A 23,097-nucleotide genomic window follows, 5' to 3' on the forward strand; every position below is an offset into this window, starting at 1 on the left:
TAAAGGATGCTCCCATGCATACCCCCGCTCCGCAGGAGGCGGCCCCGAAGCGCTCGCTCATGCAATCGCTTGAGCTCGACACGCGTCTTCTGGGCATGATCGGCGCCTTCGTCGTGATCTGCCTCGTTTTCAACCTGATCACCGACGGGCGGTTTCTGACCGCGCGCAACATCTTCAATCTCGCGATCCAGACTGTTTCGGTGGCGATCATGGCGACGGGGATGGTCTTCGTGATCGTCACCCGCCATATCGACCTGTCGGTGGGCGCGGTGCTGGCGATCTGCTCGGCGGTGATGGGCGTGCTGCAGGTGCAGCTTCTGCCAGCCTATTTCGGGCTCGGCCATCCGGCGATCATGCCGCTCACGGTGCTGGGCGGGCTTGTCACCGGCGCAGTGATCGGCGCCTTCAACGGCTGGCTTGTCGGTTATCAGCGCATTCCGGCCTTCATCGTCACGCTGGGGGGGTTGCTGATCTGGCGCAACGTCGGCTGGTATCTGACCGATGGCCAGACGCTCGGCCCGCTTGACCAGACCTTCCGGCTTTTTGGCGGTGTCGAGGGCACGATGGGTTCGGCCATTTCCTGGGGGCTTGGCGCGCTCTTCTCCGTTCTTGCGGTTTTCGCGCTCTGGCGCGGGCGGCAGGCCAAGATCCGGCATGAATTCCCGGTCAAACCGCTCTGGGCCGAAGGGGCGATGATGGTGATTGCGGTGGGCGCGATCATGGGCCTTGTCGCGATCCTGAACAGCTACGAGATCCCGATCGGGCGGCTCAAACGCCAGTTCGAGGCGGCGGGCGAGACCATGCCCGTGGGCTATGTCGATTATTATGGTCTGCCGATCTCGGTCTTGTTGCTGATCCTCATTGCCGTGGCGATGACGCTGATTGCACGCCGCACCCGCTTTGGGCGCTATGTCTTTGCGGCCGGCGGCAATCCCGATGCGGCCGAGCTTTCGGGCATCAACACCCGCATGCTGACGGTGAAGATCTTCATGCTGATGGGTGTGCTCTGCGCGATTTCGGCGATGGTGGCGCAGGCGCGGCTTGCCAACCACACCAATGACATCGGCACGCTGGATGAGCTGCGCGTGATTGCGGCCGCCGTGATTGGCGGCACCGCGCTCGCTGGCGGCGTCGGCACGATCTATGGCGCGGTGCTCGGCGCGATCATCATGCAATCGCTGCAATCGGGCATGGCCATGGTGGGCGTGGATGCGCCGTTCCAGAACATCGTTGTGGGCGGCGTGCTCGTCCTCGCGGTCTGGATCGACATTCAGTACCGCAAGCGGACGGGAGAAAAGGTATGACGCGACAAGGCAAACCGCTCGTCGAGCTGCGCGACATCTCGATCGCCTTCGGCGGGATCAAGGCGGTCGATCACGTCACGATCGACCTTCATCCGGGCGAGGTGGTCGGGCTTCTGGGCCACAATGGTGCGGGCAAATCCACGCTGATCAAATGCCTCTCGGGCGCCTATCAGATGGACAGCGGCGCGATCTACATCAACGGCGAAAAGGCCGAGATCCGCAATCCGCGCGATGCGCGCCGTTACAATATCGAGACGATCTACCAGACCCTTGCGCTCGCCGATAACCTCGACGCCGCCTCGAACCTGTTTTTGGGCCGCGAACTGGTGACGCCCCTGGGCTTTGTGGACGATGCGCAGATGGAGGCCGAGACGCGCAAGATCATGGGCCGTCTCAACCCCAATTTCCGCAAATTCAAGGAGCCGGTGAAGGCGCTCTCGGGCGGGCAGCGGCAATCGGTGGCGATTGCGCGCGCGGTCTATTTCAATGCCAAGATCCTGATCATGGATGAGCCGACTGCGGCTCTGGGTCCGCATGAAACGCAGATGGTCGCGGAGCTGATCGAGGAGCTGAAAGCGCAGGGCCTCGGCATCTTCCTGATCGAGCATGACATCCACAACGTCATGAAGCTGTGCGACCGCGCCTCGGTGATGAAGAACGGCCAGCTTGTCGGCACGGTCGATGTGAAACAGGTCACGGATGAAGACATCCTCGGCATGATCATCCTTGGCAAGACGCCGGATCGGGGGATGGTTTGATGTATCTCGGCCTCGATCTGGGCACCTCCGGCCTCAAGGGGATTTTGATCAATGAGGATCAGGAGGTGTTGGCCGAGGCCACCGCGCCCCTTTCGGTTGCCCGCCCGCAGCAGGGGTGGTCGGAACAGGCCCCGGCTGACTGGATCGGCGCCGCCGAGAAGGTGCTGAGCCAGCTTGCGGGGGCTGGGCTTGGCGGGCTCAGGGGCATCGGGCTCTCGGGGCAGATGCACGGGGCGGTGTTGCTCGATGGCGCCGATGACGTGCTGCGCCCCTGTATCTTGTGGAACGACACGCGCGCGCATGCCGAGGCGGCAGAGCTGGATGCGATGCCCGGTGTGCGTGCGCTTTCGGGCAATATCGTGTTTCCGGGCTTTACTGCGCCCAAGCTCGTCTGGCTTGCGCGCCATGAGCCCGGCGTGTTTGCGCGCGTGGCGAAGGTGCTTTTGCCCAAGGATTATCTGCGGCTCTGGCTTACCGGCGAACATGTGGCGGAGATGTCTGATGCCGCCGGAACAAGCTGGCTCGACACCGGCAAGCGCGACTGGTCAGAGGCGCTGCTCACCGCCTCCGGCATGCAGCGCGCGCAGATGCCGCGGCTGGTGGAGGGCTCCGAGGTTTCGGGGCAGATCCGGCCCGAGCTTGCGCAGCGCTTTGGCATGCCGGCGGGGGTGGTGGTCGCGGGCGGCGGCGGTGACAATGCCGCCTCGGGCATCGGGGTTGGCGTGGTGAAAGCAGGGCAGGCTTTTGTCAGCCTTGGCACCTCGGGCGTGCTCTTTGCCGCCAACGATGGTTATCAGCCGGACCCTGAAACCGCCGTGCACACCTTTTGCCATGCGCTCCCCGGACGCTGGCATCAGATGGGCGTGATCCTCGCCGCCACCGATGCGCTGAACTGGTTTGCCCGCCTGACGGGCACCAGCGCGCAGGATCTGACGGCGGATCTGGGCCCGCTCAAAGGGCCAGAAAAGACCCTGTTTCTGCCCTATCTGGGGGGCGAGCGCACGCCGCTCAACGATGCCGCGATCCGCGGCGCCTTCATCGGGCTTGCGCATGCAACCGACCGCGCGGCGGCCACGCGCGCCGTGCTTGAGGGCGTTAGCTTTGCCATTCGCGATTGCCGCGATGCGCTGGCCGCCACCGGCACCAGGATCGAGAGCCTGTTGGCCGTGGGCGGTGGGTCGAACTCGCGCCTTTGGTGCGCGATGATCGCCACCGCGCTCGGCACGCCCGTTTCCCTGCCCGTGGCGGGGGATTTTGGCGGCGCCTTCGGCGCGGCCCGGCTTGGCCTGATGGCCGCCACCGGGGCGGGGGAAGAGATCGCCCATCCGCCCGCAATTTCTGCCGTGATAGAGCCTGATCGGGCACTTGAGGCGGCATTTGACGAAGGCCATGCCCGCTACCGTGCGGCGCAGGCCGCAATCCGAGGACTGACATGACCGATTTCTTCAAGGGTATCCCCCAGATCCGCTACGAGGGGCCGCAGACGACGAACGAGTTCGCCTTCCGCCACTACAACCCCGAAGAGGTCGTGGCGGGCAAGACGCTGGCAGAACATCTGCGCTTTGCGATTGCATGGTGGCACAGCTTTGCCTGGCCGGGGGGCGACCCGTTTGGCGGGCAGACCTTGCAGCGCCCGTGGTTTGGCGACACGCTCGATCTGGCGAAGCTCAAGGCCGATGTCGCGTTCGAGATGTTCGACATTCTGCAGGCGCCGTTCTTCTGCTTTCATGATGCCGACATCCGCCCCGAGGGGAAGGATTTTGCCGAAAACACCCGCAACTTGAAAACCATCGTCGATTACATCGGCGAGAAGATGACGGGCTCGAACACGAAGCTCCTTTGGGGCACGGCGAACCTGTTCAGCCATCGCCGCTTCATGTCTGGCGCGGCGACCAACCCGGACCCGGAGGTGTTTGCCTGGTCGGCGGCAACGGTGAAAACCTGCATGGATGCGACGCTGCAGCTTGGCGGGCAGAACTATGTGCTCTGGGGCGGGCGCGAGGGCTATGAGACACTGCTCAACACCGACCTGACGCAAGAGGCTGAACATGCCGGGCGGTTTTTGCAGATGGTGGTCGAGTACAAGCACAAGATCGGTTTCAAGGGCGCGATCCTGATCGAGCCGAAGCCGCAGGAGCCCTCCAAGCATCAATATGATTACGATGTGGCGACCGTCTACGGCTTCCTCAAGCGGTTCGGGCTTGAGGGCGAGGTGAAGGTGAATATCGAACAGGGCCATGCGATTTTGGCCGGTCACAGCTTCGAACATGAGCTGGCGCTGGCGGCCTCGCTTGGTATCTTCGGCTCGATCGACATGAACCGCAACGATTACCAATCCGGCTGGGATACCGACCAGTTCCCCGATTCCGTGCCGGAGATGGCGCGTGCCTATTACGAGGTGCTGCGTGCGGGGGGCTTCACCACCGGCGGCACGAACTTCGACGCGAAAATCCGCCGCCAGTCGCTCGACCCGGAAGACCTGATCCTCGCCCATGTGGGGGCGATGGATGTCTGCGCCCGCGCGCTCAAGGCCGCGGCGGCGGCCCTGGAAGATGGCGGGCTCGAGGCGCAGCGGCGCGCGCGTTATGCCGGCTGGGAGACGGCCGAGGCAAAAGCGATGCTCGGCTCCGATCTCGCCAGCATCGAGGCGATGGTGCGCGAGAAAGGGATCAACCCCGAGCCGCGCTCTGGCCGGCAGGAACGGCTCGAAAACCTCTGGAACCGCTTCGTCTGAAGCAGGATCGGGCCGCCGCGAGGCGGCCCTTTCAATCCAGCGTCTGGCGGAACCGGCTCAGCGCCAGCGCCGAGAAGGCAAGCGCAAAGCCGGTGAGGATGATGAGCGGTTGCGCCACGTCCGTAACCCCCGCGCCTTTCAGCATCACCGCCCGCACGAGGCGCAAAAAATGCGTGAGCGGCAGCGCCTCGCCGATCCATTGCGCCCAGGTGGGCATGCCCCGAAACGGGAACATGAAGCCCGAGAGCATGATCGAGGGCAGGAAGAAAAAGAAGGTGAGCTGCATCGCCTGCATCTGCGTGCGCGCGAGCGTCGAGAACACATAGCCCAAAACCACAAGCGCCATCACGAAGATCAGCACGCCCAGAAGCAACAGCCCGAGGCTGCCGACGAAGGGCACGCCGAAAAGCAGCTTGGCCGCAGTGAGCACAACGAGCACCTGTACCGCGCCAACGACGAAATAGGGCAGCACCTTGCCCAGCATCACTTCGATCGGCGTCACCGGCATGGAGAGCAGGTTTTCCATCGTGCCGCGCTCGGTCTCGCGGGTGAGCGCCATCGCCGTCATCATCACCATCGTCATTTGCAAGATCACGCCCAGAAGGCCGGGGACGATGTTGTATTGCGTGATGCCCTCCGGGTTGTAGCGGCGATGCACGACCACATCGACCTGGCGGGCTTGTTGTGCTTGCGTTTCCGCCTCTGTGCCCGCCTCGCGGGTGAGCGCCTGCCGGGCGAGCGTGCCGAGGGTGGAAATCGCGCCCGAAGCAACGGCGGGGTCACTCGCATCCGCCTCGATCAGGATCTGCGGGCTGTCGCCGCGCAACACCTTGGCGCCGAAATCGGTGGGTAGGGTGACGACGAAGCTCACCTCGCCCCGCGTGATCAGCGCCTCTCCCTCGGCGGCGGAAACGTAGGGGTGGGTGAAGCGGTAGTAACCCGTCACCTCCAGCGCGCTCACCATGGCGCGGGCGAAACGGTCTTCGGGCGTGGCGACAAGCGCGGCGGGCAGGCCCTTGGGGTCGCTGTTGATGGCAAAGCCGAACAGGAAAAGCTGCATCAGCGGCACGCCCAGCATCATCGCAAAGGTGATCCGGTCGCGGCGCATCTGCACCGCCTCCTTGGCGATGATGGAGAAAAGGCGGCGGAATGACAAAAACCGGCTCATGACATGTTGTCCTGCGCAGCGCCCATGAGCTGGATGAACACATCCTCAAGCCCGGTCTCGGCGGGAATGAGCCGGGCGCCGGTCTCCGCCGCCACGGCTTCGGCCGCGCGCCTTAGTGCCGCGCCATTGGCGCCGATCACATGCAGATCGGTGCCATAGGGGGCGACCTGATCCACGCCGGGCTGGCCTCTGAGCCGCTTTTGCGCCGCCACGATGTCTCCGCCGCGCAAGATCACCGTGGTCAGCCCGGCATGCGCCACCACTTCCGCCACCGTGCCATGGCTGATCAGCCGCCCGTAGGAGATGTAATTGATGCGGTGGCAGCGCTCGGCCTCATCCATGTAATGGGTGGAGACAAGCACGGTCAGCCCCTCCGCCGCGCGCTCGTGAATTTCGTCCCAGAAGTCACGCCGCGCCTTCGGGTCGACGCCGGCGGTGGGTTCGTCGAGCATCAAGAGCTTCGGGCGGTGCATGATGCAGGCGGCAAGCGCGAGGCGTTGCTTCCAGCCGCCCGAAAGCGCGCCCGCAAGCTGGTGTTTGCGCGACGTTAGGCCAAGGTCCGCGAGCGCCTGCGCCACCGCGCCCTTTTCCAGCCCGTAAACCCCCGCGACAAAGCGCAGGTTCTCCTCGATTGTCAGGTCTTCGTAAAAGCTGAAGCGCTGGGTCATGTAACCCACCTCGCGCTTGATCGCGCGCTGGGCGCGCAAAATGTCATGGCCGAGCACTTTGCCGCTGCCGCCATCGGGGGTGAGCAACCCGCACATCATGCGGATTGTCGTTGTTTTCCCCGAGCCGTTCGGGCCGAGGAAGCCGACGATCTCGCCCGGCGCGACCTCCATCGAGACGTGATCGACCACGGTGCGGCTGCCATAGACCTTCACCAGATCGGTGACGGTGATAGCGGGCGGGGCACTCACGGCGCCGCCTCGGCGCGGGTGACATCGACGATCTGGCCGGGCTTGAGCGCGGCCGCGCCTATCGGGCGTGCCTCGACCAGATAGACGAGCTTTTGCCGGTTCTGCAGCGAATAGATCACCGGCGGCGTGAATTCCGGCCCCTCGGCAATATAGCTCACCTCGGCGCGCAGCCCCGGGGCGCAGCCGTCGCATTGGACGGCGAGCTTCGTGCCGGGCCGGATTGAGGCGATGTCTGCCTCATCGACATAAAGGCGCAGCGTCACGGCCGCATCCGGGAGCAATGTGAGCACCGGCGCGCTGGGTCCGGCCATTTCGCCGGGGTAAAGGAGCAGGTCTGAAATCACCCCGTCAGTCGGGGCGGTCAGGGTGCGCTTGCCAAGCGCCCATTCGGCCCGGGCCAGATCGGCACGCGCCCCGCGCACCGAAGCCTCGGCCGCGGCGATTTCGGCCGGGCGGGCGGGCAGGGCCGCAACGGCAAGGTTCGCCTCCGCCTCTGCAAGACTTGCACGGGCAACATTGAGCGCGGTTTCGGCATCATCGCTGTCGGCTTTGGTGGCCGTGCCGCGAGCGGCCAGCGCCGAGGTGCGCGCAGCCGTGCGCTCGGCCTCGGCGAGCTTCGCTTGCGCTGAGGAGCGCGCGGCCTCCATCACCCGGATCTCTTCCGGCCGCTTGCCTTCCTTGAGATCGGCAAGCTGGCTTTCGGCCTGCGCCAGCGCCGCGCTGGCCTGGTCGAGCGCAATCTGCGCGTCGCGGTCTTCCTGCCGCGCGAGCACGGCACCCGCCGCAACCCGCTCGCCCCGCGTTACCGCAAGGCTTTTCACCTCGGCCACCGCGACCGGAGCCAGCGCACGGTGTTCCCCCTCGACATAACCGGTGCCAAGCGTGGCCGGGGTGGCGCAAGCGGTGAACAGCGACGCGATCAACGGCAGCGAACAAAGGCTCATGCCGGGGTCCTCCGGTCCAGCGCGATCAGCGCGGAGATATTTGACTTCAGGATCTTCACGATGGCTTCGGCTTCTGCAGGGCCGATTTCGGCCCAGCCCATGCGGCGCTTCACCACCGGCGCGCCGATGCGGAAATAAAGGATCTGGCCAAGCGCGCTGAAGATCATCAGCCGGGTTTCGGGCGCTTCGGCGGGGGCGCCGGTGGCCGCCTGCCAGATCCGGCAGAGCCGCCCATGCGCGGGGCCCACGAGCCGCTCATAGAAGATGTCGAGCCCGGCGCCGCCCTCGGCCACTTCGCGCAGGATGAAGGCGACGAGCGGCTGCATCGCGTGATCGGCCACCATATGCGCGGCGAAGCGCTCGACGATGGCAAGGATCAGCGCTTCGGCGGCCGCGGGGGTTTCAGGTTCGGGCAGGGCATCAAGCGCGAGCAAGGCGCTCATATGCGCGGCAAAGGCCTGCGCGCAGGCCTGCCGCAAGCCTTCCTTGGAGCCGAAATGATAGGCGATGGAGGCGACATTGGTCTGCGCCGCGGCGGCAATCTCGCGCGTCGAAGTGGCGCCAAAGCCTTTCTGGCCGAAGCAGGCGATGGCGGCGCGCAACAGCGCCCCGGCGGTGCCGGGATCGTCGAGGGGGATGGAGTGGGTTTGCTCGATCATGCCGCAAATTCAATCAAACGTTTGATCAAGTCAAGCGTGATGGCGCTTTGCGGCAAACGAAACCGATCCGGCCGGAGCCGGATCGGCGCAAAAGCTCCTGCGGGTGGGCTCAGTTCACCACGAATTCGGCGTGCAGCGCGCCCGCGGCATTGATGCTTTTCAGAATGTCGATCATGTCGCGCGGGCTGACGCCAAGCGCATTCAACCCGGCGACCACATCGGAAAGCGAGCTGGTTTCGGGCACTTCGGCCATTTTGATGCCGGGGCCCTGCTGGATCGAGGCCTGGGTCCGGGGCACCACCACGGTCTCGCCGCGCGCAAACGGGTTGGGTTGCACAACGAGCGGCGCTTCCTGCACGCGCAGCGTCAGGTTGCCCTGGCTCACGGCGACGCGCGAAATCCGCACGTCCTCGCCCATGACAATCGTGCCGGAACGCTGGTCCACCACCACGCGGGCGCGCTGTTCGGGCTCGACATCAAGGTTTTCGAGCCGACCGAGCACATGGGCGGCCGAGCGCATCCCCGCCGCGCCGATATTCACCGTCACCGTGCCCGAATCTTCCATCGAGGCGATTCGCTTGCCGAATTCGGAGTTGATCGCCTTTTCGATCCGTCCTGCGGTGGTGAAATCGGGCTCGCGCAGCGCCAGCCGGATCGAGGAGAGGCTGTTGAGCTCGAAACCGATCTCGCGTTCGATATGCGCGCCCGAAGGGATCATCCCCGAGGTCGGCACGCCCTGCACCACCGAAGCGGCCTGACCCTGGGCGGAGACACCGCCCGCGATCACCGCCCCCTGCGCAACCGCATAGATCTCACCGTCGGCGGCGTTCATCGGCGTCATGATCAGCGTGCCGCCGAGCAGGCTCTTGGCATCGCCGATGGCCGAAACGGTGACGTCGATCTTGCCCCCCGCGCGGGCAAAGGCAGGCAGCGTGGCCGTGACCATGACCGCGGCGACGTTTTTCGGCCGGAATTGCTCTCCGTTAACGTTAACGCCGAGCCTTTCGAGGATGTTGGCCATGATCTCTTCGGTAAAGGGCGCGTTGCGGATGCCGTCGCCCGTGCCGTTGAGGCCGACCACGAGCCCGTAACCCACGAGGTCGTTGCCGCGCACGCCGTCGAACTCCACCAGATCCTTGATCCGGATCGGTGCGGCGAGGCTGAGCGTCGGCACCATCAGCGCGAGGAGAAGAAGCAGTAGTCTGGTCAGCGATTTCATCTGATGTAATCCGTCAGCGACAGTTGCGACAGGCGCGAAGTCAGGGTGTAGAGCGTTTCGAGTTGTGTCTCGACGGCTTCGAGGGCGGTGGCCGTGTCGTATTCATCGACGCCGATCAGATCGAGCTGCGCCAAGCTGAGCGCGGTTTTCTGGTTGGCGTTGCGCGTCTGCGCGTCGCTGATCAACTCTTCGACCGAGCCCAGATTGGCGCGAGTCGTCGTCAGCGCGTTCTCGGCATTGATGATCTGGCCGCCGGCGGAAGAGGCCAGCGCGGCGCGGGCGGTTTCCGAGAGCGTGTCGTCGGTTGCCAGCGCCGCAAGGGCAAAGCCTTTGAGCATGTTGCGAATCGCCGGATCTGCGGCCGTCACGGTCAGCTGTGCGGATTCAGTTTCCGAGACCGCAACCGCCGAGGTCGCCGTGGTCGAACCGAAATAGGCTTCGTCGAGGAAGCCGCTCCCGCTGCCTTCGGGCTGATCGAACCAGTCGTTAACCGCCTCAATGATTTCGGTCGCGGTGGTCATGCCGGAAGTTTCGGCCTTCAACGCCGCGAGAATATCGTCGGCCGAGGCGACGGGGCGGGTATCGGTGGCCACCCCCGACATCAGATATCGCCCCGAAACCGAAACGTTGAGCGATTGGACGATGGAGGAGAACCGATACGCGGCGTCTTGCAGCGTGGCGTCGACCGATGTCGAGACGCCGGTCGTGCCCGCGGCCACAAGCTCCGAGCCAACCGATTGCGCATGCGTCTGGATCGTCTCGAGCGCGGTCTGCTGGGTGCTGGTGCTCAACGCCATCTCTTTCGCTGCCTGATCGTAAGATTCGATGCGCTGCAGCGAATGCGTGATCGAGGCGAGCGCAGTGAAATCGCCGCCGACGGCCGCGCCGACATCCTGGGCTACGCCGGTCACCAGCTCCTCGGAGAGCCGGGTCATCGTGGTTTTGAGCTGGGCGTTGTGGTTGCGCATCGTGTAGGTCTGCGCCATGTCGCCGACGGAAACATACTTCATCTCAGAGATCCAGAATTTCTTGCAACAGGGAGTCGATGGCGGAGATCACCTTGGCATTTGCGGCATAGGCCTGTTCGATCACGAGCAGGTTTTGCAGCTCGTAATCGGTGTCGACCCCCTGGCCCAGGACCATCTCGTTGAGCGATTCCTGGCGCGCGCTGGTGTAGCTTTGCGTCAGTTCCGCCGATTGCCGATCCGAGGCGACGATCGACAGAAAACCCGCGGCGAGCCCCGAGAATGACCGTCGGGTGCTGCCCATGTTGCCCGAGGCCGGTGCGCTCTCGTCGCTCAGCGCGGCAGAGATCGCATTGAGGAGCGTGGCATTGCCCACGGCGCCCTCGGAAGTGGCATCTAGGCCGTCGCGAATGCGCCATACCGCGCCGTCTTCCTGACTCGGATCGACCGACGCGTTCAGGCGCAGCCGCCCCGCCAGACCGGTTTCGTTGGCCGCATCGAAGGCTTCGCCGGCATCGGTGAAGAGCCCGGCACCGTTATCGTCGACACTCACGCTTTCGAGCCGTGTCATCAGATCGCGCGCCACCGCATCGAGATTGGCCTGCGCTTCGGGGGCGAGTTCGTCGCGGATCGCGAAATTGGCCGCCAGCGAGCCGCCGCCGAACATGCCGCTTTCCGCGGTGGAGACCGGCTGGCCGTTCAGCGTCAGCCCGGAGAGCGTGCCGGATTCGAGGGTCCAGCCCGGATCCATGGCACTTGACGAGCTGAAACCGATCTCGCTCGGAGAGCCGTCGAGCAGGATCGCCCCGCTCTTGGTGAAAATCGAGATCTGGTTGTTGTCGCGGTCGACAACCTTGATCGGAACGATCTCGGCGATCTGGTCGAGCACCATCTGCCGTTCGTCCATCAGCGCGCTCGCATCGCGGCCGGTGGAAAGCTGAGACGTGATCGCGTGGTTCAACTCGTCGATCCGCACAAGCGATTCGTTGAGCAGGTCAACCTGCTCGCCGATCGCATGGTCCGCCTCGAGCCGGGACGCCTGAATTTCGTCGGAAATTGCGTTGATCTTGCTGACGACCGATTGCGCGGTGGTCACTGTCGCGGTCAGCCGCGCAACGCTGTCGGGCATGCTCGAGGCTTCGAGCAGCGCGTTTTCGAAATCCGAAATCGTCTGGCCGAGCGAACCAGCCTCGGTCGGATCGCCGATCTCCGCCTCGATATTGGCGAAGAAATCCACTTTCACATCGATATTGGCCGCGGCGGCATCGGCAAGCTGCTTGTCTTGCAGAAGCGTTGCATCGACGATGCGGTTGACGCCGAGGATACGCACGCCGCCACCATCGCCGCCGAGTGTTTCGGCGCTGATCGACAGTTCGCGGCGGGCGTAGCCCTCGGTCATCGCATTGGCCACGTTGGCCGAGACGATCTCGGCTTTGCGTGAGGAAGCGGTCAGCCCGGAGACTGCGTTGTTGAAGGCGTTGTTGATGCCCATCGTTCAGCTCCTGTCACTGGCCGCTCCGGCCTCAGCGTTTGATGTTGGTGGTCTCTTGCAGCATTTCGTCGACGGTCTGGATAACCTTGGCGTTCGACGAATAGGCACGCTGCGTCTGGATCAAGTTGGTCAGTTCTTCGGCCACGTCGACCGCGGAACCCTCGCGGGCGTAGCCTTCGATCGAGCCGGTCGGGCCGTCGCCTGCATCCCAGAGGTAGAACGAGCCCGAAGTCGAGGAGACCTGGAAGGTCTGGTTGTCGAGCGCGCTGAGGCCGTTGGCATTCGCCACATCGACGAGCGGGATCTGGTAGACGGTGCGGATGAAGCCGGTGTCATAAGTGGCGAGGATGAAACCGTTCTCGTCGATTTCCACGCCGGTGAGGCTGCCCACCGGAGAGCCATCCTTGCTGATCGAGGTCGGCGCGAAATCGGTGGCGAGCTGGGTCAGGCCATTGGTGTCGCCAATCTTGCCGATCGTCACCTCGATGTCCTGCAGGCCTTCGGCGACCGAGAGCGAGATCTTTCCGGTTGCCGCGTCATAGGTCGGGCTCGGCAGCGAGCCCGTGTCGTCGCCCACCACGGTCAGAAGTGTGCCGCCGCTGGTCGAGGTATTGTCGAACGTCAATTCGTAGGTGCCCAGAACACCCGTGCCAAGGCCGAGCGGGTCGGTCGTGGTGGCGTTATCGACGATCGTCATCGTCCAGGTGTTGGTTGCCGGGTTGTCGGGGTCCGCAACGGTCGGCGTGAAAGTGATCTCAAGCGTGTTCGAGGTGCCGAGGTTGCCGAAATATTCAACCGACGAGGTGAGGCTTTCGCCGCTGCCGGTCGATTCGGTTTCCGTCGCGGGCAGGTTGATGCCGAGGTTCATCACCGTCGTCGGGTCGCCCGCCGTCTGGTTGGCGTTGATCACCACCGGCTCGAGCCCGGCGGTCGTATCGCGCGGCTGGGTCGGGATCGTGCCATCGGCATTGGCCGCCCAGCCGAGCAGGACGAGACCCGAATCGGTGCGCAGCACGCCATCCGCGTCGGTGCTGAAGGAGCCCGTGGTGGTCATCAGCAGCGGTTGCGCGTCCAGCCCGTTGATGAGGCCCGCCGTGGTCGCCACCGGCAGGAAGCCGCGTCCCGAGATCGCGAGGTCCATGGCGTTCGACGTGGAGACGAGCGAGCCGCGCTCGTCGATCAGTCGGCCGGTGGAGGCGCGCACGCCGCCCGCCGAATAGGTGCCGGAGCCGCTCGACTGGGCAAGCACCATGCTCTCGAAATCGGTCGTGGCTCGCTTGTAGCCATAAGTGCCGGAGTTGGCGATGTTGTCAGAAATCGTCGCAAGGCGGGTGGCATTGGCCGCGAGACCAGCCACACCGGCGTTGAGCGAAGAAGAGATGGACATGGGGGGGCGCCTTTCTGCTGCTTGTCCCTCGATCGAAGGCCAGAGTGCAGCAGCGCCGTTAACATCGACCTAACACCTAAAATGCCAGGGATTTCTTTGCCGTTATCCCGGCCGCCGATCCTGATCGGGGCCGGGGTGCGGCAGCCTTACCTTCCGTCGCGCAAAAGGATCAGCTCAAGCCGGTTGTTGCGGATCGAGAGCGTCGCCTCGACCGCGGGCTTGCGATCGGCGAAACCGGAGACGCGCTGTACCCTTGCGGGGTCGAAACCGTCGTCTTCCATCAGTTGCCGCATCGCCTGCGCCCGTGCGCTCGAGAGATCCCAGACCGGGTTCTCACGCAGCATCGACGGGTAGGAACGCGTGAAGCCGTTGATTGCCACGCTGTTGGTGGCGAGCCCGAACACGCGTGACAGCATCTTTGCGATCTCGCGCAGGAGCGGCTCTGGCGTGACAGTCTCGGGCGTGAAAAGCGGCTCGTTCTCCAGATCGAAGAACTCCACGATCAGCCCCTCGTCGGTGATCTTGGTCACGATGTGGCGCGCCATCTGCTCGCTTACCATCGATTCGCCGCCCATCCCCTGCAGCGCCTTCTCGATTTCCTTCGCGATGCGCTCGAATTCGGCCTTGTCCTTTGCCGTGTCCGCGCTGTCCATGCCGCTGTCGCCGCGGGCCTGACGCTCTGCCGTCGGGCTCTGCCCCGAGGCACCGGTACCGGTCTGCGCGATCTGGTCCTCCGAGAACACCGAATCTCCGCCGAAGGCGCCCTCGCCCCCTCCCGAGACCCGGTTGATCGGGATCGTCGGATTGAAATAATCCGCAATCCCCTTGCGTTGCTTTTCCGTTGTCGCGTTCAGCAGCCACATCAGCAGAAAGAAGGCCATCATGGCGGTCACGAAATCGGCATAGGCAACCTTCCACGCCCCACCGTGGTGCCCGCCGCCCGCGACGACTTTCTTTCGCTTGATGATGACTGGCGCCGCGTTGTCACGCGAGCCCATTCCACCACCTCATATTCACCCGAAACAATGCGTATCATCCGGGGCTTAAGGGGCACTTAACGGATAAAATCCGCAGGAGTTCTCTGGCTCAGGCGGAGGGGGTGAAACCGCCGAAACGGCCTGCGAAGAAGCAGAGCGGCGCACCTTGATGCGCAAGCGTGAACCGTGCGACCCGGCCGATGATGATGGTATGGTCGCCGCCTTCATGGGTCGCCTCGGTTTCGCATTCGAACCGGGCGAGGCAGCCCTCAAGCAACGGCACCGCCTGGGCGTTGAGGCGGGCTTCCAGCCCCTCGAAACCGGGCCCGGAAGAGGTGGAAAATCGTTTCGCAAGATCCGTCTGCCCGGCGCCGAGCACATGGATCGCAAAAGCGGGGGCGGCAGCAAAATGGCGATGCCGCATCGAGGAGCGCGCCGCCGACCACAGCACCAGCGCCGGATCGAGCGAGACCGAGGCGAAAGAATTCACCGTGATGCCGATCGGATCGCCGCTGCCTTGCTCGCGCGCGGTGATCACCGTGACACCGGTGGCAAAGCGCCCCAAAGCATCGCGCAGAAGCCGCGGCGCGGCCGGGTCGGGCTGGTGCCCCTCCGCCGCGGCTTCGGCCTGCTCCACCGCGGCTTCGATCTTGTCACTCTCGCTCATCCTGCCTCCCGGGGTCTGCCCGTGTCAGAAATCGAGGTTTTCCACGCTCAGCGCGTTTTGCTGGATGAAGTCGCGCCGCGGTTCCACCACATCGCCCATCAGCTTCGAGAAGATATCTTCGGCCTCGGCCACGTCATCGACGCGCACTTGCAACAGCGTGCGTGCCACCGGGTCGAGCGTGGTTTCCCAAAGCTGCTCCGGGTTCATCTCGCCCAGCCCCTTGTAGCGCTGCAGCGTCAGCCCCTTCTCGCCCTCCTGCAGGATCGCCGCCAGAAGGTCGAGCGGGCCGAAGATCAGTTGCTCGCGGTCCTTGCGCACAAGCCGCGCGGGGGTGGCATAGGTTTCGCGCAGGCTCGCGGTGAACTGGCCGAGCCGGCGCGCCTCGCCCGAGCGCAGCACCGGGCCGTCGAGCGTGCGCACCTCCTCGACCCCGCGCAGGATCCGCGCGAGCCGCAGCCCCTTGTCCTGCGTCGGCCGGCCGGACCAGCCGCGCTCATATTCGAGCGCGACAAGGTCGAGCCGGTTGGCCACGGCATCGGCCACACCCTGGGCATCGGCATCGACCCGGCCGGCGATCAGCGCGCCGGCGATCGCCACCTGCTCAAGGATACGGTGGGGGTAATGGGTCGGGAAGGCATGGAGGATACGGCGGATCTGCCGCGCCTCTTCCACCAGCCGCGCGAGATCGGCGCCGATGATGTCGCTGCCGTCTCCAAGACGCAAAATCGCACCCTCAACCCCTTGCGTGATCAGATATTCCTCAAGCGCGGCTTGATCCTTCAGATAGACCTCGGACTTGCCGCGGCTGACCTTGTAAAGCGGCGGCTGGGCAATGAAGAGGTGGCCCGCGTCGATCAACTCGGGCATCTGCCGGAAGAAGAAGGTGAGCAAAAGCGTGCGGATGTGGGCGCCATCGACATCCGCATCGGTCATGATGACGATCTTGTGGTAGCGCAGCTTGGCAAGGTTGAACTCGTCGCGCCCAATGCCGGTGCCGAGTGCGGTGATCAGCGTGCCGATCATCTCGGAACTGAGCATCCGGTCAAAGCGCGCGCGCTCGACGTTGAGGATCTTGCCGCGCAAGGGCAGCACGGCCTGGTTTTTGCGCTCGCGCCCCTGCTTGGCGGAGCCACCTGCCGAATCCCCTTCGACGATGAAAATTTCCGAAAGCGCGGGGTCTTTCTCCTGACAATCCGCGAGCTTGCCGGGCAGGGAGGCGACGTCCATCGCGGTCTTGCGCCGGGTGAGCTCGCGCGCCTTGCGCGCCGCCTCGCGCGCGAGCGCCGCCTCGATGATCTTGCCAACGATGCCCTTGGCCTCGGCGGGATGCTCCTCGAACCATTCCGAGAGCTTCTCGTTCACGAGGTTCTCGACCGCGGGGCGCACCTCGGAGGAAACGAGCTTGTCTTTGGTCTGGCTGGAAAATTTCGGGTCCGGCACTTTCACCGACAAGACGCAGGTCAGCCCTTCGCGGGCATCGTCGCCGGTAAAGTCGACCTTCTCCTTCTTCGCGATGCCGCTGTCTTGCGCATATTTCGTGATCGTGCGGGTCAGCGCGCCGCGGAAGCCCGCAAGGTGGGTGCCGCCGTCGCGCTGGGGGATGTTGTTGGTGAAGGGCAGCACCGTCTCGTGATAGCTGTCGTTCCACCACATCGCCACTTCAACACCGATGCCGCGCACCTCGCCGGTCATGTAGATCGGCTCGGGCATCACCGGGGTTTTTGACCGGTCGAGATATTTGACGAATTCGCGCACGCCGCCCTCGTAATGCAGCTCGCTGCGCAGAGGCTCGGCGGGGCGCTCGTCTTCAAGAATGATCCGCACGCCGGAATTGAGGAAAGCGAGTTCCCGCAGCCGGGTCTCGAGCGTCTTGAAGCTGTATTCGAGGTCGGAGAAGGTGCCCTCCGGGTCATGCGTTTTCGCCGAGGCAAGGAAGCGCACCTCGGTGCCCTTGTCGCCCGGCGCGTCGCCGATCTCGCGCACATGCTCGACGCATTCGCCCTTTTCAAACCGGGCGAAATAGACCTTGTCATTGCGCCAGACCTTGAGTTCGAGCCAGTCGGAAAGCGCGTTCACCACCGAGACGCCCACACCATGCAGCCCGCCCGAGACTTTGTAGGCATTGCCGTCGTCGTCGGTGTTGTTGAATTTGCCGCCCGCATGAAGCTGGGTCATGATGACCTCGGCCGCGGAGACGCCTTCTTCGTGGTGGATGTCGACCGGGATGCCGCGGCCATTGTCGCGCACCGAAACCGAATTATCGGCGTGAATTTTCACGGCAACGTAATTGGCATGGCCCGCCAGCGCCTCGTCGATCCCGTTGTCGACGACCTCATAGACCATGTGGTGCAGGCCCGAGCCGTCGTCGGTATCGCCGATATACATGCCGGGGCGCTTGCGCACCGCTTCCAGGCCCTTGAGAACCTTGATGGAATCCGCGCTGTATTCGGTCTTTTTATTGGGGGTGTCGGTCATCCGCGCCTATCCTGCAAGTCGATGGCGATTTATAGGGTTTCGGCGCCGCCTTGTCACGCCTTCGCCACAATATTTAGCGGTTCTGGAACGCGGTTTCCGCGAGCGCTGAGGTGCCAGCGGTTTCGGTCACTTCCCAGTAGCGCGCCCGCTCTCCCAGCGCCTCGAAAAGCTCCGCCCCGGTGCCGGTCATCATCACCTGCGCAGGCAGCGCGCAGATCTCGTCATAAAGCGCGGCGCGGCGGGCCGCATCGAGATGGGCGGCCACCTCATCGAGCAAAAGCACCGTCGTTTCACCTGCCAGCGCCCGGGCATTGGCCAGAAGAAGCGAAATCAGCAGCGCCTTTTGCTCACCCGTGGAGCATTGATCGGCCGGGGCGTCTTTCTCGGCGTAAACCGCGCTCAGGTCCGCCCGGTGCGGCCCGGTGAGCGTGCGCCCCGCCGCCATGTCCCGCCACCGCCCCTCGGCGAGCGCCGCAGCGAGGTCTTCGGGCCCCTCGCCGGTGATCGCGAGCGTCGCCGCCGGAAAGGCTGTGGCGGCCCCGGCCTGCGCCGCAGCAAGCTTCGTCAGCGTCTCGGCGCGGTGAACGCGGATCTGTGCGCCCGCCTCCGCCATCTGGCCTTCCAGCGCATGATACCAGGCGCCGTCCTGCACATCATCCTTCAAAAGCCGGTTGCGCTCGCGCATCGCTTTTTCATAAGCCAGCACCGCCTCCGCATGAGCGGGAAAAAAGCTCAGCGCCATCCGGTCGAGAAAGCGGCGCCGCCCTTCCGCGCCCTCGATCCAGAGCCGGTCCATCGCCGGCACCAGCCAGAGCACGCGCAAAAGCCGCCCGAGCGCGAGTTGCGAGGCGGCCTTGCCGTCGATGCGCACCTCCCGGCTTTGCCCCGGCAGGGCCGAGGTCTCGATCTCATAGTCGGAGAGGGTGGCCTTCAGCTTCCATCCCACGGCTTCTTGCCGTCGGATCAGCTCTTCCGCACTCGCGCGGCGCAGGCCCCGGCCCGGGGAAAGGAGCGAGACCGCCTCCAGCACCGAGGTCTTGCCCGCGCCATTCGGCCCGTAAAGCGCCACGGGCCGGGTATCAAACGCAAGATCCGCCCGGCGATGCGAGCGGAACTGCAAAAGCGTCAGGCTGCGCAAGCTCACACGCGCATCGGCATCACGACATAGACGGCGGAGGTGTCATTGCCTTCGCGCATCAGCGTCGGATCACCTGAGGAGTTGAACAGGAAGACGGCGTTTTCGCGGTCCACCTGGCTCGCGATTTCCAGCAGATACTTGGCGTTGAAGCCGATCTCGAGCCGTTCGTCGCCGTAAGCCACGGCCAGTTCTTCTTCCGCCGCACCGGCATCGGGGGCATTGACCGAAAGCACAAGCCGATCTTCATCAAGGCTCAGCTTCACCGCGCGCGAGCGCTCGGAAGAGACGGTGGCCACCCGGTCCACGGCTTTCGCGAATTCCTGCGCATCCACCTCAAGACGCCGCGCATTCCCCATTGGGATGACGCGGGTGTAATCGGGGAAGGTGCCGTCGATCACTTTTGAGGTGAGCGTGATCTCGGGCGTGGCAAAGCGCACCTTGGTCTCGGAGACGGAAACGGCGATCTGCGCCTCGTCGTCATCCAGAAGCTTGCGCAGCTCGTTCACGGTTTTGCGCGGCACGATCACGCCGGGCATGCCCGCAGCACCTTCGGGCTGCGGCGCATCGATCCGGGCGAGCCGGTGGCCATCGGTCGCCACGCAGCGCAGCACCGCGCCATCCTCGCCGGTCGCCAGATGCATGTAGACGCCGTTGAGGTAATAGCGTGTCTCCTCTGTCGAGATCGCGAATTTCGACTTGTCGAACAGGCGCTTGAGCACGCCGGCCTTGGCGGCGAAATTGGCGGTATATTCCGAGCTCGCCATCACCGGAAAATCTTCTTTCGGCAGGGTAGCAAGGTTGAAGCTCGAGCGCCCCGCCATCACCGAGAGCCGACCCGCGGCGGGGTCATCACTCAGCTGCACGAGTGCGCCATCGGGGAGCTTGCGCACGATTTCATGCAGCATCACCGCCGAAACCGTGGTCGCGCCCGCCCGTTCGACCTGCGCAGGCGCCTTGTCGACAACCTCGATATCGAGATCGGTGGCGCGGAAGGACACGGTTGCTCCTTCCGCCTCGATCAGCACATTGGCCAGGATCGGGATCGTGTTGCGCCGTTCGACAACCGATTGGGCCTGAGCCACCGCCTTCAGCAGGGCGGCGCGTTCGATGCTGATCTTCATATCCATTCCTCACCGGGGCCGGGGTCGGCACGGTAACATGCCGTCACGCCGGAACAAGATTTTTCCGGACATTCCGTTGCTTTGGTCGGGGCGTCAAGAGTTCAGGATTCCATCAGGCGCCGCAGAAGCCCGATATCTTCGGCTAGTTGCGTATCGGTCGCCATCAACTCGTCGATCTTGCGGATGCCATGCATGATGGTGGTGTGATCGCGCCCGCCGAACCGGCGTCCGATTTCGGGCAGGCTCCGCGTGGTGAGATGCTTGGCAAGATACATCGCCACCTGCCGTGGCCGGGCGATGGTGCGCAGCCGCTTCGGTCCGATCATGTCCGAGAGGCGCACATTGTAATGCTCCGCCACCTTGCGCTGGATTTCCTCGATGGTGACGCGGCGATCAGAGGCGCGCAGAATGTCGGCAAGGCATTCCTGAGCCAGATCGAGCGTGATTTCGCGCCCCACGAGCGAGGCAAAGGCAAAAAGCCGCGTCAGCGCCCCTTCGAGCACGCGCACGTTGGTGGTGATCCGATGCGCGAGGAATTCGAGCACGCCATCGGCCATCACGAGGCCCGGGTAGCTCACACGGTAAGCCTCGGCCTTGGTTTGCAGGATGCCGAGCCGCAGCTCATAATCGGTCGGATGCAGGTCGACAACGAGGCCGCATTGCAGCCGGCTCTTGATCCGTTCCTCCAGATCCTTGATCTCGCCCGGCGCGCGGTCTGCCGAAATCACGATCTGCTTGCCCTGATCGACGAGTGCGTTGAAGGTGTGGAAAAATTCCTCCTGTGTGCTGTCCTTGCCGGCGATGAACTGCACATCATCGACCATCAGCACGTCGACCGAGCGGAAGAGTTCCTTGAAATCCATGATCTGCCGGTCGCGCAAGGCCTGCACGAAGCGATACATGAACTGCTCGGCGGAAAGGTAGAGCACGCGCAGATCGCTGTGATGCGCCTGCAGCTCATGGGCGATCGCATGCATCAGGTGGGTCTTGCCGAGCCCGACGCCGCCGTAAAGGAAGAGCGGGTTGAAAGTGACCGGCCCGCCCTCGGCGACGCGGCGTGCCGCGGCATGGGCGAGTTCGTTCGGCTTGCCGACGACGAAACTGTCGAAGGTGAAGCGCGCATCGAGCGGTGCGCCGGGAAGCTCCTGATCTTCGGCGGTGCGATGCGCTTTGCGCATCATGGCAGCGGGCGCGGGTGTCTCGGGCGCCGCGGCACGGCCGACGCCCAGCGCAAGCGTTACCCGCTCGACCGGCGCGCCGGCATTGCGCAGTGCGCGCAGGATCGGTTCCCCATAATTGCGCGAGACCCAGTCGCACATGAATTTGGTCGGCGCTTCCAGCGCCGCGATGCCGTCGTTCAGCGCGACGAGCTCAAGCGGAGCGATCCAAGTGGAGTGGTTCGTCGTGCCGACGGTCTTGCGCAATTCATCGCTTGCTTGCCCCCAGAGCTCTTTTGTCATGTTCTTTCCATCAGCAGTCCTGCCCAGTCGCGGACCACGCCCTCAGGAGCCCCAACCGTCGCAGCGACGGATGAGGTCAGACATGACGATGCGTCCGGCGCAAATCCGGATACGGCATCACCTGCCGATGAGGCTTTCGCCCCTTTTTCGTCTGATCGCATCCGAGTGCCGAAGCGCAGGCTTCTTGGTATCGCGGCAGCTTTATCGAGCCAGCTTCGACCCTCGCGAGGCGTCATGTCCCCCAAGGCGACGTGAATCGCACCTAGACGCTAGCAAGCCGGACGGGGCGGCTGCAACCGATCTTCGCGCTTGACGCCCTGTTTCGCGAAACGAATCTCCCGCGCCGCCGCAGGGCCGGTATGCATTGGTTCAAAGCATTGAATATAAAAAGAAATCAGGCGCCCTAAACGAGGGCGCCTGATTAATACGTGCCTGTTCCGGCCTTCGCCAGATCTCAGTTCGAGAGCGCTTTCACGCGGGCCGAAAGGCGCGAGATTTTGCGCGAAACGGTGTTCTTGTGCAGCACGCCCTTGGTCACGCCACGCGCCATTTCCGGCTCGGCCGCTTGCAGTGCGAGCTTGGCGGCATCGGCATTGCCCGAGGCGATCGCTTCTTCGACCTTGCGGATGAAGGTGCGGATGCGCGAGCGACGCGCCTTGTTGATGTCGTTGCGGCGCTCGGACTGGCGGGCGCGTTTTTTGGACTGGGGCGTATTGGCCATTCTCTGTTCCCGGACTTTTGCAATTCAAAAAGCGTAAAGCCCGGTCGTCCCAGCGAACCGGATGATTCTAGCCTGAGCGGGCTCCACGCGCATGTGAGGGCCGCCTATAGGCCAAAGACGCTCAAAAGAAAAGCCCCTTTCGGGGCCTCTCCCCCGGCATCACTTGTCGCGGAACTGCGGTTCGCGCTTTTCGAGGAAGGCGGACATGCCTTCCTTTTGGTCTTCGGTGGCAAAGAGGGCGTGGAACACGCGGCGCTCGAACAGCACGCCCTCGCGCAGGGTGGTTTCATAGGCGCGGTTGACGCATTCCTTGACCACCATCGTCGCCACGGCGGATTTCGAGGCGATCTTGCGCGCGGCGGCCAGCGCCTCGGGGACAAGCTGCGCCACCGGCACGACGCGGCTCACAAGCCCAGAGCGCTCGGCTTCGGCGGCATCCATGAAGCGGCCGGTCAGATGCATGTCCATCGACTTCGATTTGCCGACAAAGCGGGTGAGGCGCTGCGTGCCGCCGATCCCCGCCACCACGCCGAGGTTGATCTCGGGCTGGCCGAATTTGGCGTTGTCGGCGCAGATGATGAAATCGCACATCATCGCAAGCTCGCAGCCGCCGCCGAGCGCGTATCCCGCCACCGCGGCGATGATCGGCTTGCGCGTGCGCAGAAGGCTGTCGGCTTCCACCCCGAAGAAGTCGGTGGTGAACATCTCGACGAAGCTCTTTTCCGACATCTCCTTGATATCGGCGCCCGCGGCGAAGGCTTTTTCCGAGCCGGTCAGCACGATGCAGCGCACCTTGTCGTTCGCATCGAGTTGTTTGAGTGCATCGGCAAGCTCGCTCAGCAACGCAGAGTTGAGCGCGTTGAGGGCTTCGGGGCGATTGAGGCGAATGAGCGCGACGCTGTCTTCGATTTCGACGATCAGGGTCTGGTAGGCCATTGCGGATGCCTTTCCTTGTTTTCGGGGAAGTCCTATCAGGTAAGACGCGAAACTC

20 protein-coding genes are annotated in these 23,097 nt (G+C 64.2%); 4 read left to right on the top strand and 16 right to left on the bottom strand.

Features of this window, described 5'->3' with window-relative positions; genetic code table 11:
- Positions 1-14 precede the first annotated feature (14 nt).
- From CRO22_RS09240 to xylA, 4 genes are read left to right on the top strand one after another with little or no spacing between them, the layout of a single operon-like run.
- Positions 15-1,304 carry a sugar ABC transporter permease gene (locus tag CRO22_RS09240; RefSeq protein ID WP_097069859.1) on the top strand — a complete coding sequence of 430 codons (1,290 nt, stop codon included), beginning with the start codon at positions 15-17 and terminating at the stop codon, positions 1,302-1,304.
- Positions 1,301-2,062 (top strand): ATP-binding cassette domain-containing protein, encoded by a 762-nt coding sequence (locus CRO22_RS09245; RefSeq protein WP_097069860.1) that lies wholly within the window; start codon positions 1,301-1,303, stop codon positions 2,060-2,062. Before CRO22_RS09240 ends, CRO22_RS09245 begins: the two co-directional genes overlap by 4 nt.
- Positions 2,062-3,498, top strand: coding sequence for a xylulokinase (gene xylB / locus CRO22_RS09250; protein ID WP_097069861.1), 1,437 nt, complete (start codon positions 2,062-2,064; stop codon positions 3,496-3,498). The genes CRO22_RS09245 and xylB overlap by 1 nt, the downstream gene beginning before the upstream one ends.
- The gene (gene xylA / locus CRO22_RS09255) at positions 3,495-4,796 is read left to right on the top strand and encodes a xylose isomerase (protein ID WP_097069862.1); all 1,302 of its coding nucleotides are present in this window, start codon (positions 3,495-3,497) and stop codon (positions 4,794-4,796) included. Before xylB ends, xylA begins: the two co-directional genes overlap by 4 nt.
- A 31-nt stretch (positions 4,797-4,827) precedes the next feature.
- Here the strand turns inward: xylA and CRO22_RS09260 are convergent, their stop codons facing one another.
- The 16 genes from CRO22_RS09260 to CRO22_RS09335 all read right to left on the bottom strand — a co-directional run bounded on the left by CRO22_RS09260 (position 4,828) and on the right by CRO22_RS09335 (position 23,042).
- Positions 4,828-5,964: an ABC transporter permease gene (locus tag CRO22_RS09260; protein ID WP_097069863.1), complete on the bottom strand. Its 1,137-nt coding sequence runs from the start codon at positions 5,962-5,964 to the stop codon at positions 4,828-4,830.
- On the bottom strand, positions 5,961-6,881 hold the full coding sequence (locus tag CRO22_RS09265; protein ID WP_245860928.1) for an ABC transporter ATP-binding protein: 921 nt from the start codon (positions 6,879-6,881) through the stop codon (positions 5,961-5,963). The genes CRO22_RS09260 and CRO22_RS09265 overlap by 4 nt, the downstream gene beginning before the upstream one ends.
- Entirely contained in the window at positions 6,878-7,825 is a 948-nt protein-coding gene (locus CRO22_RS09270; RefSeq protein WP_097069864.1) for an HlyD family secretion protein, read from the bottom strand. The genes CRO22_RS09265 and CRO22_RS09270 overlap by 4 nt, the downstream gene beginning before the upstream one ends.
- Positions 7,822-8,484: a CerR family C-terminal domain-containing protein gene (locus CRO22_RS09275; RefSeq protein ID WP_097069865.1), complete on the bottom strand. Its 663-nt coding sequence runs from the start codon at positions 8,482-8,484 to the stop codon at positions 7,822-7,824. The genes CRO22_RS09270 and CRO22_RS09275 overlap by 4 nt, the downstream gene beginning before the upstream one ends.
- A gap of 109 nt (positions 8,485-8,593) precedes the next feature.
- On the bottom strand, positions 8,594-9,703 hold the full coding sequence (locus tag CRO22_RS09280; RefSeq protein WP_176518602.1) for a flagellar basal body P-ring protein FlgI: 1,110 nt from the start codon (positions 9,701-9,703) through the stop codon (positions 8,594-8,596).
- A complete protein-coding gene (locus CRO22_RS09285) occupies positions 9,700-10,713 on the bottom strand; it encodes a flagellin (protein ID WP_097069866.1) in 1,014 nt (337 codons plus the stop codon). Before CRO22_RS09285 ends, CRO22_RS09280 begins: the two co-directional genes overlap by 4 nt.
- A 1-nt stretch (position 10,714) precedes the next feature.
- Complete coding sequence (gene flgK, locus CRO22_RS09290) at positions 10,715-12,160, bottom strand: flagellar hook-associated protein FlgK (RefSeq protein ID WP_097069867.1); 1,446 nt, start codon at positions 12,158-12,160, stop codon at positions 10,715-10,717.
- Between the two features lie 31 nt (positions 12,161-12,191).
- Positions 12,192-13,547 carry a flagellar hook protein FlgE gene (locus CRO22_RS09295; protein ID WP_097069868.1) on the bottom strand — a complete coding sequence of 452 codons (1,356 nt, stop codon included), beginning with the start codon at positions 13,545-13,547 and terminating at the stop codon, positions 12,192-12,194.
- A gap of 146 nt (positions 13,548-13,693) precedes the next feature.
- Complete coding sequence (locus CRO22_RS09300; RefSeq protein ID WP_097069869.1) at positions 13,694-14,545, bottom strand: flagellar motor protein MotB; 852 nt, start codon at positions 14,543-14,545, stop codon at positions 13,694-13,696.
- Positions 14,546-14,633: 88 nt separating this feature from the next.
- Positions 14,634-15,191 carry a flavin reductase family protein gene (locus tag CRO22_RS09305; protein WP_097069870.1) on the bottom strand — a complete coding sequence of 186 codons (558 nt, stop codon included), beginning with the start codon at positions 15,189-15,191 and terminating at the stop codon, positions 14,634-14,636.
- 24 nt (positions 15,192-15,215) lie between these two features.
- Positions 15,216-17,666 carry a DNA topoisomerase (ATP-hydrolyzing) subunit B gene (gene gyrB / locus CRO22_RS09310; protein WP_097069871.1) on the bottom strand — a complete coding sequence of 817 codons (2,451 nt, stop codon included), beginning with the start codon at positions 17,664-17,666 and terminating at the stop codon, positions 15,216-15,218.
- 73 nt (positions 17,667-17,739) lie between these two features.
- Positions 17,740-18,810: a DNA replication/repair protein RecF gene (gene recF, locus CRO22_RS09315; protein ID WP_097069872.1), complete on the bottom strand. Its 1,071-nt coding sequence runs from the start codon at positions 18,808-18,810 to the stop codon at positions 17,740-17,742.
- Complete coding sequence (gene dnaN / locus CRO22_RS09320) at positions 18,807-19,925, bottom strand: DNA polymerase III subunit beta (RefSeq protein ID WP_097069873.1); 1,119 nt, start codon at positions 19,923-19,925, stop codon at positions 18,807-18,809. The genes recF and dnaN overlap by 4 nt, the downstream gene beginning before the upstream one ends.
- A gap of 101 nt (positions 19,926-20,026) precedes the next feature.
- Complete coding sequence (dnaA, locus tag CRO22_RS09325; protein ID WP_097069874.1) at positions 20,027-21,385, bottom strand: chromosomal replication initiator protein DnaA; 1,359 nt, start codon at positions 21,383-21,385, stop codon at positions 20,027-20,029.
- 454 nt (positions 21,386-21,839) lie between these two features.
- On the bottom strand, positions 21,840-22,106 hold the full coding sequence (rpsT, locus tag CRO22_RS09330; protein ID WP_097069875.1) for a 30S ribosomal protein S20: 267 nt from the start codon (positions 22,104-22,106) through the stop codon (positions 21,840-21,842).
- A gap of 159 nt (positions 22,107-22,265) precedes the next feature.
- The gene (locus CRO22_RS09335) at positions 22,266-23,042 is read right to left on the bottom strand and encodes an enoyl-CoA hydratase (protein ID WP_097069876.1); all 777 of its coding nucleotides are present in this window, start codon (positions 23,040-23,042) and stop codon (positions 22,266-22,268) included.
- Positions 23,043-23,097: the final 55 nt, after the last annotated feature.

Origin of the sequence: Rhodobacter maris, assembly GCF_900217815.1 — a bacterium.
Taxonomy (GTDB): Bacteria; Pseudomonadota; Alphaproteobacteria; order Rhodobacterales; family Rhodobacteraceae; genus Rhodobacter; species Rhodobacter maris.

Bases quoted from the DNA above. Each gene is read 5' to 3' on its own strand.
- rpsT (WP_097069875.1), bottom strand. From the start codon at position 22,106: ATGGCCAATACGCCCCAGTCCAAAAAACGCGCCCGCCAGTCCGAGCGC.
- CRO22_RS09280 (WP_176518602.1), bottom strand. From the start codon at position 9,703: ATGAAATCGCTGACCAGACTACTGCTTCTTCTCCTCGCGCTGATGGTG.
- CRO22_RS09335 (WP_097069876.1), bottom strand. From the start codon at position 23,042: ATGGCCTACCAGACCCTGATCGTCGAAATCGAAGACAGCGTCGCGCTC.
- flgK (WP_097069867.1), bottom strand. From the start codon at position 12,160: ATGGGCATCAACAACGCCTTCAACAACGCAGTCTCCGGGCTGACCGCT.
- xylA (WP_097069862.1), top strand. From the start codon at position 3,495: ATGACCGATTTCTTCAAGGGTATCCCCCAGATCCGCTACGAGGGGCCG.
- CRO22_RS09240 (WP_097069859.1), top strand. From the start codon at position 15: ATGCATACCCCCGCTCCGCAGGAGGCGGCCCCGAAGCGCTCGCTCATG.
- CRO22_RS09275 (WP_097069865.1), bottom strand. From the start codon at position 8,484: ATGATCGAGCAAACCCACTCCATCCCCCTCGACGATCCCGGCACCGCC.
- CRO22_RS09300 (WP_097069869.1), bottom strand. From the start codon at position 14,545: ATGGGCTCGCGTGACAACGCGGCGCCAGTCATCATCAAGCGAAAGAAA.
- dnaN (WP_097069873.1), bottom strand. From the start codon at position 19,925: ATGAAGATCAGCATCGAACGCGCCGCCCTGCTGAAGGCGGTGGCTCAG.
- CRO22_RS09260 (WP_097069863.1), bottom strand. From the start codon at position 5,964: ATGAGCCGGTTTTTGTCATTCCGCCGCCTTTTCTCCATCATCGCCAAG.
- xylB (WP_097069861.1), top strand. From the start codon at position 2,062: ATGTATCTCGGCCTCGATCTGGGCACCTCCGGCCTCAAGGGGATTTTG.
- CRO22_RS09295 (WP_097069868.1), bottom strand. From the start codon at position 13,547: ATGTCCATCTCTTCTTCGCTCAACGCCGGTGTGGCTGGTCTCGCGGCC.
- CRO22_RS09245 (WP_097069860.1), top strand. From the start codon at position 1,301: ATGACGCGACAAGGCAAACCGCTCGTCGAGCTGCGCGACATCTCGATC.
- dnaA (WP_097069874.1), bottom strand. From the start codon at position 21,385: ATGACAAAAGAGCTCTGGGGGCAAGCAAGCGATGAATTGCGCAAGACC.
- gyrB (WP_097069871.1), bottom strand. From the start codon at position 17,666: ATGACCGACACCCCCAATAAAAAGACCGAATACAGCGCGGATTCCATC.
- CRO22_RS09285 (WP_097069866.1), bottom strand. From the start codon at position 10,713: ATGAAGTATGTTTCCGTCGGCGACATGGCGCAGACCTACACGATGCGC.
- CRO22_RS09305 (WP_097069870.1), bottom strand. From the start codon at position 15,191: ATGAGCGAGAGTGACAAGATCGAAGCCGCGGTGGAGCAGGCCGAAGCC.
- CRO22_RS09270 (WP_097069864.1), bottom strand. From the start codon at position 7,825: ATGAGCCTTTGTTCGCTGCCGTTGATCGCGTCGCTGTTCACCGCTTGC.